This is a genomic window from Streptomyces sp. HUAS TT11, from assembly GCF_051553595.1.
Taxonomy (GTDB): Bacteria; Actinomycetota; Actinomycetes; order Streptomycetales; family Streptomycetaceae; genus Streptomyces.
On record NZ_CP196184.1, the window covers coordinates 2,120,321 to 2,133,444 of the forward strand.

The 13,124-nt window shown below is 70.7% G+C and carries 10 protein-coding genes; 6 read left to right on the plus strand and 4 right to left on the minus strand.

The window, feature by feature from the left end; translation table 11 throughout:
- Together ACSHXN_RS09585 and ACSHXN_RS09590 are read right to left on the minus strand one after the other, a co-directional pair.
- Positions 1-528: an isochorismatase family protein gene (locus ACSHXN_RS09585; protein WP_356109371.1), complete on the minus strand. Its 528-nt coding sequence runs from the start codon at positions 526-528 to the stop codon at positions 1-3.
- Between the two features lie 1,246 nt (positions 529-1,774).
- A complete protein-coding gene (locus ACSHXN_RS09590) occupies positions 1,775-2,788 on the minus strand; it encodes a bile acid:sodium symporter family protein (RefSeq protein ID WP_355128465.1) in 1,014 nt (337 codons plus the stop codon).
- Between the two features lie 159 nt (positions 2,789-2,947).
- On the opposite strand from ACSHXN_RS09590, the gene ACSHXN_RS09595 reads away from it, so the two are divergent.
- Positions 2,948-3,811, plus strand: coding sequence for a LysR substrate-binding domain-containing protein (locus tag ACSHXN_RS09595; RefSeq protein WP_355128321.1), 864 nt, complete (start codon positions 2,948-2,950; stop codon positions 3,809-3,811).
- A 96-nt stretch (positions 3,812-3,907) separates the two neighbouring features.
- Entirely contained in the window at positions 3,908-4,516 is a 609-nt protein-coding gene (locus tag ACSHXN_RS09600; protein WP_356292605.1) for a flavin reductase family protein, read from the plus strand.
- Positions 4,517-4,537: 21 nt separating this feature from the next.
- On the opposite strand, the gene ACSHXN_RS09605 is transcribed toward ACSHXN_RS09600, so the two are convergent.
- On the minus strand, positions 4,538-5,674 hold the full coding sequence (locus tag ACSHXN_RS09605; protein ID WP_355128319.1) for an ABC transporter permease: 1,137 nt from the start codon (positions 5,672-5,674) through the stop codon (positions 4,538-4,540).
- Between the two features lie 297 nt (positions 5,675-5,971).
- On the opposite strand from ACSHXN_RS09605, the gene ACSHXN_RS09610 reads away from it, so the two are divergent.
- Entirely contained in the window at positions 5,972-6,526 is a 555-nt protein-coding gene (locus ACSHXN_RS09610; protein WP_355128317.1) for a TetR/AcrR family transcriptional regulator, read from the plus strand.
- 66 nt (positions 6,527-6,592) lie between these two features.
- Here ACSHXN_RS09610 and ACSHXN_RS09615 read toward each other — a convergent pair whose 3' ends face one another.
- Positions 6,593-7,573, minus strand: coding sequence for an Lrp/AsnC family transcriptional regulator (locus ACSHXN_RS09615; RefSeq protein ID WP_355128315.1), 981 nt, complete (start codon positions 7,571-7,573; stop codon positions 6,593-6,595).
- Positions 7,574-7,683: 110 nt separating this feature from the next.
- Here ACSHXN_RS09615 and ACSHXN_RS09620 point away from each other — a divergent pair, with 110 nt between their 5' ends.
- The 3 genes from ACSHXN_RS09620 (at position 7,684) to ACSHXN_RS09630 (ending at position 12,852) form a co-directional block, all read left to right on the plus strand.
- The gene (locus ACSHXN_RS09620) at positions 7,684-9,168 is read left to right on the plus strand and encodes an MFS transporter (RefSeq protein WP_356109366.1); all 1,485 of its coding nucleotides are present in this window, start codon (positions 7,684-7,686) and stop codon (positions 9,166-9,168) included.
- 278 nt (positions 9,169-9,446) lie between these two features.
- The gene (locus ACSHXN_RS09625) at positions 9,447-11,273 is read left to right on the plus strand and encodes an AMP-dependent synthetase/ligase (RefSeq protein ID WP_356109363.1); all 1,827 of its coding nucleotides are present in this window, start codon (positions 9,447-9,449) and stop codon (positions 11,271-11,273) included.
- Positions 11,274-12,015: 742 nt separating this feature from the next.
- Entirely contained in the window at positions 12,016-12,852 is an 837-nt protein-coding gene (locus tag ACSHXN_RS09630; RefSeq protein WP_355128309.1) for an aldo/keto reductase, read from the plus strand.
- Positions 12,853-13,124 lie beyond the last annotated feature (272 nt).

The following is a 13,124-nucleotide window of genomic DNA, read 5'->3' on the forward strand; positions in this document are numbered from 1 at the left end:
TCAGGCGGTGGCCACGCGCACGTGGGAAGCGGTCGCGACCGACCCCAGCCGCGGGAAGTCGAACCTGACCGACGCCTCGTGCTCGGCGGCGGTGAACGCCGTCATGGCGTCCTCGACGAAGACGAGTTCGTAGCCGAGGTCGGCCGCCGCGCGGGCGGTGGACTCCACGCCCAGGTTGGTGGCGATGCCGCCGAAGACCAGGGTGCGGATGCCGCGCTCCCGCAGGCGCTCGTCCAGGCCGGTGCCCTGGAAGCCGCCGATCGTCCGCTTCACGACCTCCAGGTCGCCGTCCCGGAGCAGGCCGGGCACCAGGCCGCTGCCGGGCGGCTGTTCGGCCACGCCGGAACGCTCGACACGAATGAGGACGACGGGAGCGCCCGCAGACCGGAACACGCCGGCCAGTTCCTCCGCCGTGGCGAGGACTTCCGTGCCCTTGCGGGGCTCCAGCGGCAGGGCGACGATGCGCTCCATCAGGTCGACGAGCACGAGGGCGGTGCGCGCTGGGTCGAGCGCGAGGGGTGCGTTCATGACGGAACGTTATCCCCCGTCAGCCGTCCGTACCGGAAATCCCGATCAACATATCCGTGAACCGGTCGCGTTCAGTGATCGACGACGCGCCGAACGGCTCCGCCGGGGAAGGCGGGCCACGTTCCCGGCGAGGGGCGGCGCGCGCGGCTCGCACGGTTCGGAAGTGGACGCCCGGCGCCACCCTCGACGCCGGATCGGCTCGGAACGCCGACGCCGCCGGGCGCACCGACGACGGCTCCCTCCGGGTGAAGCTGCCCGCGGGCGGGCGACAGGGCCGTGGTCGGCGCGTCCGCGGCACGTACGGACCGACGCACGGCGGGGGCACTCTGACCGCAGGCATCCTCAGCCGGCTCCGCTCCACGGCATGCCCCGGGGCCAGGTGCCGGACAGAAGGCCTGCCCGCCGGGTACTACGCACGCCTCGACCGGACGAACCTCACCGGAAACGCCCGCCCACACCGACCACAGTGCGCGACACCCGTACGCTCGCCGCCGAAACACGACACGCCCGGGGGCTGCGGCGGCATCTCGCCCCGGGGCGAGGTGCCGGACGGGAGGCCTGCCCACCGGGTACTACGCACGCCTCAACCGGACGAACCTCACCGGAAACGCCCACCCACACCGACCACGACGCGCGACACCGACCCATACGCTCGCCACCGGAACACAACACACCGAAGGGCCGCGGCGGCATCTCACCCCGAGGCGAGGTGCCGGACGGGAGGCCTGCCCGCCGGGTACTACGCACGCCTCGACCGGACGAACCTCACCGGAAACGCCCACCCACACCGACCACGACGCGCGACACCGACCCATACGCTCGCCACCGGAACACAACACACCGAAGGGCCGCGGCGGCATCTCACCCCGAGGGCGAGGATCCGGACAGAAGGCCTGCCCACCGGGTACTACGCACGCCTCAACCGGACGAACCTCACCGGAAACGCCCACCCACACCGACCACGACGCGCGACACCGACCCGTACGCTCGCCGCCGAAACACGACACGCCGGGGGCTGCGGCGGGCGACCGATGCCAGGCGGAAGGCGTACCGGCCAGGCGCAACGGGCGCGTCGGCACCGGCGGACCTCGGCGAAAACCCGCCCTCCGTACCCGCGCGACACCAACCCGTGCGGTCCCCACAGGACCACGGCACGCCCCCGAGGCTGCGGTCCACCGCCCCCCGGGGCGCGGAGTACGCCCACAACTCGCGGGCGTACCCGGCCGGGCCCCGGCATCGGGGGACCTCAGCGAGAGCGCGCCCCCGTACCGACGGCCGTGCGTGACGCCGTGGGCGGCGCGACGCCGACCGGTGCGTTCCGGGGGTCGCGGGAGCGGCGCTTGGCGATCACCGCGCACACCATGAGCTGCATCTGGTGGAAGAGCATCAGCGGGAGGACGGCCAGTGAGGCGTGGGCGCCGAAGAGGACGCTGGCCATCGGCAGCCCGGAGGCCAGGGACTTCTTGGACCCGGCGAACTGGATCGCGATCCGGTCCTCCCGGGCGAAGCCGAGTGCCCTGCCGCCGTACCAGGTCAGGAGCAGCATCACGCCGAGCAGCGCCGCCTCGACGACGAGAAGTCCGCCCAGCCTGAGCGGGCTCACCTGGTGCCAGATTCCCTGGACCATGCCCTCGCTGAAGGCGGTGTAGACGACCAGCAGGATCGAGCCGCGGTCGACGAGCCCGAGCACCTTCTTGTGCCGGGTGATGAACCCGCCGATCCACGGCCGCAGCACCTGCCCGGCGGCGAAGGGCACCAGCAGTTGCAGGACGATCTTGATCAGGGAGTCCGCCGAGAAACCACCACCGCTGCCGCCGAGCAGCGCGGCGGCGAGCAGCGGGGTGATCACGATACCGGCGAGCGAGGAGAAGGAGCCCGCGCAGATCGCGGCGGGCACGTTTCCGCGCGCGATCGAGGTGAAGGCGATCGAGGACTGGATGGTGGACGGGACGAGGGTGAGGAAGAGCAGGCCGGTGAAGAGGCTGTGGGTCAGCAGCACGGGCACCAGACCACGCGCCGCCAGGCCGAGCAGCGGGAACACCACGAACGTACTGGCAAGCACGGTGACGTGCAGTCGCCAGTGCTTGAACCCCGCGATCGCCTCACGGGTGGAGAGCCGGGCGCCGTACAGGAAGAAGAGCAGGGCGATCGCGGCCGTGGAGGCGCCGGACGCCACATCGGCGGCCGTGTCCCGGGCCGGGAAGAGAGCCGCCAGCCCCACCGTCCCCAGCAGCAGGACGATGAACGGATCGACGGGCATCCACGACGGCCACTGCAGGCGTTTCACTGTGCTCCATTGCTTCGCTGTGCGTTCCGTGCCGAACACGGTCGTGCCCTCCCCATCGTCCTCTTCCGGCAGCCGATCGGGAATCCGGTATACCGTTCTGACTGTTATTGCGTTCCGCGATAACGTGGGGAGATGTACGACCCTTCCCAGCTGCGCACGTTTCTGGCGGTGGCCCAGACACTGAGCTTCACCCAGGCCGCGCGGCGGCTCGGGCTGCGCCAGTCGACGGTCAGCCAGCACGTACGACGGCTGGAGGACACAGCCGGACGGCAATTGTTCTCCCGGGACACGCACTCCGTGGAACTGACGGAGGACGGCGAGGCGATGCTCGGTTTCGCACGGCGGATCCTGGAGGTCCACGAGCAGGCGACGGCGTTCTTCACCGGGACCCGGCTGCGCGGCCGGTTGCGGTTCGGCGCGTCGGAGGACTTCGTGCTGACCCGGCTGCCGGAGATCCTGGAGGCCTTCCGGCACGACCATCCCGAGGTCGACCTCGAACTGACGGTCGAGCTGTCCGGCACACTGCACGAGCGCCTCGCGGCGGGCCGTCTCGATCTGGTGCTCGCCAAGCGGCGACCCGAGGACCGGCGCGGCGAACTGGTCTGGCACGACAGGCTGGTGTGGATCGGCGCGGAGCGTCTGCGCCTGGACCCCGACCGGCCGGTTCCGCTGATCGTCTATCCACCGCCCGGCATCACCCGCGCCCGCGCCCTGGAGGCCCTCGAGAATCAGGGCCGGGCCTGGCGCATCGCGTGCACCAGCGGCAGCCTCAACGGTCTGATCGCGGCGGCCCGCGCCGGCCTCGGCGTGATGGCGCACTCCCGGGGACTGGTGCCGCCCGGCCTCGTGCGCGTCCCCGAGCGCGCCGGACTGCCGGAGCTCGGCGAGATCGACTTCGTCCTGGCGCACGGCCCCCGCCAGGGCCCGGCCCGCACCGCCGCCCAGGCTCTGGCGGGGGCGATCCTGGCGGCCGGGGACCGGCTCCATCGGCGCTGAAGAGGACCGGCACGGACCAAGGCCGTCACACAGCCGCGCACCCCGCGGGCCGCGTCTTGACCGTCACGGAACGTGTCCGGATCCATACTGGTCGCCATGCGCGTCGAGTTCGACCCCGAGGAGATGAGCTCCAGCTCCTTCTACAGGTTCCTGACCTCGGTCGTCGTGCCCCGGCCGATCGCCTGGGTGTCCACGGTCACCGCGGACGGAGGCACCGAGAACCTCGCCCCGCACTCCTTCTTCAGCATCGCCAGCACCGATCCGCCGATCGTGCAGTTCACCTCGATCGGCCGCAAGGACTCCCTGCGCAATGTCGAGGACACCGGTGAGTTCGTCGTCAACTTCTCCCCCGCCCCGCTGATGGCGATGATCAACGACACCGCCGTCGACCAGCCCCGCACGGTCAGCGAGTTCGAGACCGCCGGCGTCGCGCGCGAGGACAGCCGGCGTGTGCGTCCACCGAGGGTCGCCGCCTCGCCCGTGGTCCTGGAATGCCGGTCGCACACCACTCTGCGCATGGGCAACTCCACGTTGGTCTTCGGACGTGTGATCCAAGCCGCCGCCGACGAGGGCTGCCTCGTCGACGGCCGCCCCGACAGCCGGTCGCTGCAGCCGCTGACCAAGCTCGGCGGCGACGAATGGGGCACGCTGGGCGAGATCCTGCACCTGCGCCGCATCCCCTACGAGGAGCCCGACGCACACTGAGCGCGGTCCGCGCCGGGGGGATCAGGCGTGCGCCGGCGGCTTCCCGCGGTGCGCGACATGCACGATGCCCGGCGAGGCGGCGATCCGGTCGAGTCCGAAGACGGCTCCGACGCACAGCACGACCCAGCAGGACAGGATGACCACCGCGCTGCCGACACCGTCGTCGTGGAAGTACGCAAGCCCGTTGATGGCCCGCACTCCGACGCCCGCGGGCATCACCGAGGCCAGCGGCTGGAGCCAGCCCGGCAGGAAGGACGGCGGCAGGACCCCACCACTCGTGGCATTGCCCATCACCAGCATGAAGATCGAGCCCAGCGGGACACCGACGGGGCCGAAGACGCGGATGAGCAGGACCGTTCCGGCCGCCACCGCTCCCGCCACGAGTGTGACGACCCCCACGAGGGAGAGGAAGGAGCCCGGAATCGCATCGAAGATCGTCCCCGCGATGAGCGTCGTGGCGAGGCCTCCCACCACCGCGAAGATCCCGAGGCTGACCACGCGTTGCCTGAACGACAGCCTCGGCGCGAGTTGGTACGTCATCTGGCCGAACAGGAATCCGGCGAGGACGAGCCCGAAGGAGGCGTAGAAGACGGACAGGCCGCGGCTGTCCCCCTTCGAGAGCGGAAGGATGTCCCGCACCTGGATCGTGCCGGTGCCCCCCTGGGCGTCGCGGCCGAGCGGGGTGACCATCGCCGTGACCGCGAGGCCGTTGGCACCCGCGTAGAGCAGGCGCGGGGAGCCGGTGGTGTCCACGTAGGCCGCGTACACACGGCGGTGCTCCACCGCCGACCTGGCGGTGTCCGCGTCCTGATAGCGCTCGATCTGGAAGGCGTCGGGCGCCATTCGCTGCAGCTTCACGTCGAAGAGTGCCGCCGCCCGGTCCGAGGCGGCGACCGCGATCGGCAGGCGATGGGCCCTGGGGGTGTGGAAGGCGGCGAGAAAGACCGAAACGAACACCAGGCCGATGGTCAGCACGGTGACGACCGGCATCAGCACCGCCTTGGTGCCGGTGAGACCGCGCGGCACGGGCGCCGCGTCGGACTGCGGATGCGCTCGATGCCGCGGCCGGGCTCCGCGCTGGTCCGGATCCGTGGACGCCCAGGAAGGCGGGACGACATCGGGGCCCGTCGTCGCGGACGTGAATCCCTCTTGATGCACGGGCACATCTCCTGATGGGTCGCCAAGTCAGCACTTGCTGACATAGCAATGTAGAGAATCCCGCCGCCCCACCGATCCCCCATACATACGAGGCCGGTTAGTAGGTGGCGAGACGGCGACGGCCGCGCTTCGACCGTTCCGCCGGGTGGACGCTGAGGAAAGGGGAGCGCCACCTTCTACTACCTCACCTCGTAGCCGCGTGTGCCGGCGTGACGCGACTCACTCCCCCGCGCCACCGACCGGCCCGTCATGGCAGAGTCGCGGGCGGGGACCGCACGAGGAGGGACCGTTCCTTCGATGACCACCGGAAAGCCCGCACACCGCAGGGACTCCGCACGCAGCAAGGAGCGGCTGCTTCAGGCCGCGCGCGAGTTGCTGGCGGAGCGCGGATTCGAACGCACCACGGTGCGGGACATCGGCGAACGCGCCGGAGTGGACCAGGCGTTGATCGCCCGGTACTTCGGGAGCAAGGCCCAGCTCTTCATTGCCGTCCTGCGCGCCGAGGACGGCGACGGCACGCTGCCGTCCCTGGCCGATCCCGAGCGGGTGCTCGACCTGTTCGAACGAGTCGGGCGGCTCGGTCCGGGCCCCGTGTTCCAGGTCGCCGTCCAGCCGACCCGGGATCCGGCCGTGCAGAAGGCCGCGCACGAAGCGCTGGAGGCCAGGATGATCGCCCCTTTGCAGGAACACTTCACGGCGCGGGGTCTGGACCGGCCGCGGTTGCGTGCCGAGGTGGCGGCGGCCGCGTTCATCGGGGTGATCATGGGTCGTGGCGCCGGGGCGTTCGAGGAACTGGCGGCGGCGGACGCGACGGAACTGCTGCCGTTCGTTCGGGCGCTGCTGAGCCTGTGAGGGAGGGCACCGGCCGCCGCCGACCCGCACGCAGGGCGGTTGCCCGCGGGGCCGGACGGCCACCGGTCAACGCGGCGGACGCTGGTAGGTGAGCTGTTTGACCCGGCGCAGGAAGGGCGTCGTCTCCACGTGCTGGACGCCCTCGAGCCGGCCGAGGGGCCCGCTCAGATAGGCGTACAGCTCCTGGGTGCTCCTGACCACCGCCGTCGCGACGATGTTCGACGGTCCGGCCGTGGCGGAGGCATGGGCGATCTCGGGGTGCGTGGCGAGGGCCTCGCCGACGGAGTGCAGCGCGGCGGGAGCGGCGGTGATCCAGAGGACGGCGGCGACGGAGTGGCCGAACAGGTCCGCGTTGTACTCCGTGTCGATGTACACCGCACCGGAGGCGAGGAGCGCGTTCAGCCGGCGTTTGACCACGGACTCGGAGCGGCCGGTGGCGCGCTGGAGTTCGGGGTGGGTGGCGCGCCCGTCCCGCTCGAGCACGGCCAGCAGGGGTTCGTCCTCCGGTTCGATGCAGACCGGGCCCGGTCCCGGGGGCGGACCGGGCCGGAGAGCGGCGATCTGATCGTCCGTGAGCACGCCGAACTTGCGGATCCAGCCGTTCACCCCGCCGTAGTACCGGTGGAGCAGCTGATGGGCGCGGATCTCCACCACACTCGGGGTGCGCGGCAGCTTGGCGAGCAGCAGATCGTCGTGGTCACCACGGGTACGCGGCCGGGTCAGGCACAGGACCTCCGTACCGCCCGAGGCGAGCCCGATCCAGTAGGTGTCGGGGCGTTTGGCGAGGGCGTCCGCGATGGTCAGCGCGGTGTCCGGGGCGCAGCGCACACGCAGCATCCACTGGTCCTGACCGAGGCGGTGGGCGTCCCGCAGCGCGACGACGCGAAGCCCTCCCTCGGCGCACAGTCGGCGATACCGGCGTGCCACGGTCTGGTCGGAGACGTCGAGCACCGCCGCGATCCGGCTGAACGAGGCCCGTCCGTCGATCTCCAGCGCCGACAGCAGTTGCAGGTCGAGCTTGTCGAGGGTGGGGGATTCCCTCTCCATCGAACCTTCCTTCGTCGAATTCCGACGCCCAGCGTTGCCTTGCGCTGCGATCGGCCGCTTGCCGCTCATCGTAGGGAGTCACACGCATCCATCGCAGAGGGAGTTGAGACATGCGCACATCGGGGCCGCTCACGGCGGTGTGCCTGAGCACATTCATGTTGCTGTTGGACGCGACGATCGTGGTCGTCGCACTGCCGGACATGGCGCGGTCGTTGCACGCCTCCCTGAGCGATCTGCAATGGGTCGTCGACGGGTACGCACTCGCACTGGCGGCACTGCTGCTCGGGATCGGGGCCGCGGCCGACATCCTCGGACGGCGCAGGGTGCACATCGCGGGTGTGGCGTTGTTCGCCACGGCATCGCTGATGTGCGCACTCGCCTCCGGGCCGGGCACGCTGGTGGCGGCCCGGGCGCTGCAGGGGGTGGGCGGGGCAGCGATGTACGCGACAACTCTTCCGCTGCTCGGTTCGGTGTACCGGGGACGGCAGCGGTCGGCCGCGCTCGGCATCTGGGGCGCCGTCAGCGGCTCGGCCGCGGCGGTGGGACCGGTGCTCGGCGGCGCGCTCACCGAGGGGCCCGGATGGCGGTGGATCTTCTTCGTGAACCTGCCGGTCAGCGTGGCCGCGGTGGCGCTCATGCTGCGGGCGGTTCCGGAGTCGCGGGGCCCGAGCGGCATGCGGATCGACTGGGCGGGCACGCTCGCCTTCGCGGGGTTCGCGGGCTGCACCACCTACGGCGTGGTGCGCGCGGGCGTGGACGGCTGGTCCTCCGCCACGACGCTCGGCTCGTTCGCGCTCGCGACACTGTCCCTGGCGCTGTTCGTGATGGTGGAGTGCCGGGTGGCCCATCCCCTGCTCGATCTGTCGCTGCTGCGCAAGCCGGCGTTCGTGGGGGTGATGACGGGTGCGCTGGCCTTCAGCGGCGTGGCGTTCGGGATGACTCCGTACTTCTCGATCTGGACGCAGACGCTGCTCGGCATGAGTCCGGTGCACGGGGGGATGACGCTGCTGCCGCTGACGTTCGCGTCCATGACGGTCGCCATCCTGGTCGGCAGGCTGCTGCACGGGGTGCCGGCCCGGCTGACCATCGGCGGCGGCATCCTCCTGATCGGTGCGGGCACCCTCTGCCAGGCCGTACTGGACGCCGGCAGCAACTGGACCACGCTGGTGCCCGGGCTCGTCCTGGTGGGCGTCGGCACCGGCCTCGTGTCGCCCACCGTGGCCGGAGCCGCGCTCGCCTCCGTGCCACCGGAGCGCGCGGGCATGGCGGGCGGAGCGGTGAATACGTTCCGTCAGTTGGGGTATGCCCTCGGCGTCGCCGCCTTCGGCACCGTACTGACGTCCCACATGCAGACCACCGTGTCGCACGACTCGGCGCACGCCCTGGCGGGCGGCGGGGCCACGGCCCTGCGCGGTGTGTTCTCCGAGCACACGCTGCGCTCGGTGTTCGCCTCGGGGCTCAACGCGGCTCTGGTGGTGGCGGGTCTGACGGGGATCGTGGCGGGTGCTCTGGTGCTGATCCTGGTGCGGCAGCCGCGGTCCGCGGCCGTGCAACCGGCGCCCGAGGTACTGGAGGTGACGGCGACGCGGAGCTGAACGGTGCGGGCGGTGGTCTCGAGAACCGGCCACCGCCCGGTGATACTCGCGAGTAGGGTGCGGGGAGCGGTAAATGCGTCGCACAGATTCCGTGGAGATTAAGGGTCAGGAACCTACGGAGCCGTAGGGAAATCCGCCCGACGCCACCCCATGTGCGGTCATTTTCCTTGACTGACCTGTGCGTTTGCGGCCATTGCCCCGGAAAGCACCCCCCTCCCGCCCGGCCGTGCGTTGGGGTAGCTTTCACGGCGCTGTGCGGAGCGCCACAAGGAGTGGGATTGCGCGAGTTCACCAACCCTCCGTTGGCATCGGCGCCGCCGGTGGGCGGTCTGGCCGATGTCATCTTCGAGTATGCCCAGGAAGATCCGCTCCGTGTCGCCCTCGGCCGCAAGGACGAGGCAGACCGGTGGCGTGATGTGACCGCCGCGGAGTTCCGCGACGAGGTCCTCGCGCTCGCCAAGGGCCTGCTGGCCCAGGGCGTCCGGTTCGGCGACCGCGTCGCCATCATGTGCCGTACGCGCTACGAGTGGACGCTCTTCGACTTCGCCCTCTGGACGATCGGCGCCCAGGTGGTGCCCATCTACCCCACCTCGTCGGCCGAGCAGGTCTTCTGGATGCTGCACGACGCTCAGGTGTCGGCCGCCATGGTGGAGCACGAGGACCACGCGATGACGATCGCCACGGTCATCGACCGGCTGCCCCAGCTGCACCGGCTGTGGCAGCTCGACGTGGGTGCGGTGCAGGAGCTGTACGACGCGGGGGCGCACATCGAGGACGAGGTGGTGCACCGGCACCGGCAGGCGGTCACCCCCGACTCGACGGCGACGGTCATCTACACCTCCGGAACCACCGGCCGCCCCAAGGGCTGTGTCATCTCGCACGGCAACTTCATGTTCGAGGGCGACACGGTCATCGAACGCTGGGAGCCGGTCTTCCACTCCAAGAGGGGCGACGAGGCTTCCACCCTGCTGTTCCTGCCACTGGCACACGTCTTCGGGCGGATGGTCGAGGTCGCGTGCATCCGCGGCCGGGTCAAGATCGGCCACCAGCCCCAGCTGAACGCGGCCGCGCTGCTGCCCGACCTGGCCGCGTTCAAGCCCACGTTCTTCCTGGCCGTGCCCTACATCTTCGAGAAGGTCTTCAACGCGGCCCGCCGCAAGGCCGAGAAGGAGGGCCGCTCCGGCCCCTTCGAGAAGGCGGTCGAGGTCGCCGTCAAGTACGCGGACGCCATGGAGTCGAAGGCGTGGGGCACCGGCCCCGGCCCGTCGGCGAGCCTGCGGATGCAGCACGGCTTCTTCGACAAGGTCGTCTACGCCAAGATCCGCGCGGCGATGGGCGGCCGGGTGCGGCACGCGATGTCGGGCGGCTCGGGCATGGACCGCAGACTCGGGCTGTTCTTCGCCGGCGCCGGTGTGCACATATACGAGGGGTACGGGCTGACGGAGTCGACCGCGGCGGCGACCGCGAACCCGCCCGAGCGCACCCGGTACGGCACGGTGGGCCAGGCCATCCCGGGTACGACCGTGCACATCGCGGACGACGGCGAGGTCTGGCTGCACGGCGACCATGTCTTCCAGGGCTACCTCAACAACCCCAAGGCCACCGACGAGTCCCTGCACGACGGCTGGCTCGCCACGGGCGACCTCGGCTCCCTCGACGAGGACGGCTTCCTCACCATCACGGGGCGCAAGAAGGAGATCCTCGTGACCTCCGGCGGCAAGAGCGTCTCGCCCGGGGTGCTCGAGGAGCGTGTACGCGACCATCCGCTGGTCGCGCAGTGCATCGTCGTCGGCAACGACCGGCCCTACGTCGCAGCCCTCGTCACCCTCGACTCGGAGGCCGTGGAGCACTGGCTGCAGATGCGCGGCAAGCCGAACATGCCCCCGGCCGAACTGGTTCGCGATCCGGATCTGGAGACCGAGGTGCGACGCGCGGTGGTGGCGGCGAACACCCTGGTCTCGCAGGCGGAATCGATCCGCACGTTCCGCATCCTCGCGCACCAGTTCACCGAGGAGCACGGACTGCTCACGCCGTCGCTGAAGCTCAAGCGCAAGGCGATCGAGACCGCGTACTCGAACGAGGTGGAGGCGCTCTACCGGGCCTGAGCCGGTCGCCGGTGCCTACCGCCGGTTGCCGATTTGCCGTACCGAAGTCTCCCGGGACCGTCCGAGGTGACGCTGCCGCTCCGGACGGGGCACTCGATTGACCGGTGCGCCCGGCCGCGGCCGGGCGCGCCGGCGGTGCAACGCACCCGGCGTCACATCGAGACGCGCACTCGAACACGGCGGACGCGCGCTCCACCGGGCCCGGGCCCGACACAGCTCACACGAGCGTCCGTCGCCGTACCGAAGGTCTCGCCGGAGGCGTCCGAGGCGCCACCGTCGCCGCCGGTCCGCACTCGGCGCCTGAACGGCCCCGCGCGCGCCCGGCAGGGGCGGGCCGGCGGTACAGCTCACCGGGCATCACATCGGCTCTTCGGCGACCGCACGAATCCGTCCGGTGGACCCGGCGGCTCCCGGAGGGCCGCTCGCGGTCGTCGCGGACCGGAGCCTCGGTCAGGGTGCATACCTGCTTTCCGTGGCGGGGTGAACGGGCCGGGGGAACGACCCGGACAGGCGGTCGTGTTCACGTGCGCGCACCGGGTTCATCAACACGTTCGGTCTCGCGGTACAGGGGCGCGGGACGGCAGGCCCGGTTCATGCTCCGGACCGGCGGAGTCGGAGCCATTTCCGGCCAATCCGCGACCGTCACCGATGTTCCCCGAGGACACGCCCGGCCAGGAATGCAGGTCGGGCCGTGATCGTCGACCATGGGAGCACCACCCCACGACTGAAGGATCGAGAGCTCGTGAGCAGCAAGGTCCCTCCAATCATCCTGAACAACGGCGTCGCGATGCCCCAGCTGGGCTTCGGCGTCTGGCAGGTGCCGGACGACGAGGCGCAGAGCGCCGTCGCCACCGCCCTGGAGGCCGGGTACCGCAGCATCGACACGGCGGCGATCTACGGTAACGAGGAAGGCGTCGGCAGGGCGGTCGCCGCCTCCGGCATCCCGCGCAAGGACCTCTTCGTCACCACCAAGCTCTGGAACGCCGACCACGGGTACGACCCCGCGCTGCGCGCGCTCGACGTGTCGCTGGAGAAGCTCGGCCTGGAGTACGTGGACCTCTATCTGATCCACTGGCCGTTGCCGTCCCGGGGCAAATTCGTCGAGACGTACCAGGCCATGGAGAAGATCAACGCCGAAGGCCGCGCCAAGGCGATCGGTGTGTCCAACTTCCTTCCGGAGCACCTTCGCACGCTGATCGCCCATACCTCCCTCATCCCGGCGGTCAACCAGATCGAGCTGCATCCGCACATGCAGCAGCACGCGGCGCGCGAGTACCACGCGCAGCAGGGCATCACCACGGAAGCGTGGTCCCCGCTCGGCCAGGGCAGAGGCCTCCTCGAGATCCCGGCGATCATCGCCATCGCCCAGAAGCACAACCGCACCCCGGCCCAGATCGTGCTGCGCTGGCACATCCAGCTGGGCAACGTCGTGATCCCGAAGTCCGTGACGCCGGCCCGGATCAGGGAGAACATCGAGGTCTTCGACTTCTCGCTGGACACCGAGGACATGGCGGCGATCAGCGCGCTCAACGAAGACCGCCGCCTCGGCCCCGACCCCGCCACGTTCGGCGTGGGCTGACGCCTCCGCGAACCCGTTCGCGAACCCGACGGGGTCCGGCACCACGGTGTCCCGACCGGCCCGCGGGTGGCCTGCGCCATGGGCCCGGCCGAGGCGGAGCCCAGAACACCGATGGTCAGCGGGCTGCGCGCCGGCCGTGATCCGGCCCTTCCCGAGCCGGATCGGCCGAAGCCGAAATCCCCTTTGCCTCAAGGGGGTTGACGCGGTCATGCAAGTCGGTCCACCTTGTACGGCACCCGGTAAGGAAAGTTTCCTAACAGAAGGGTCCCCCA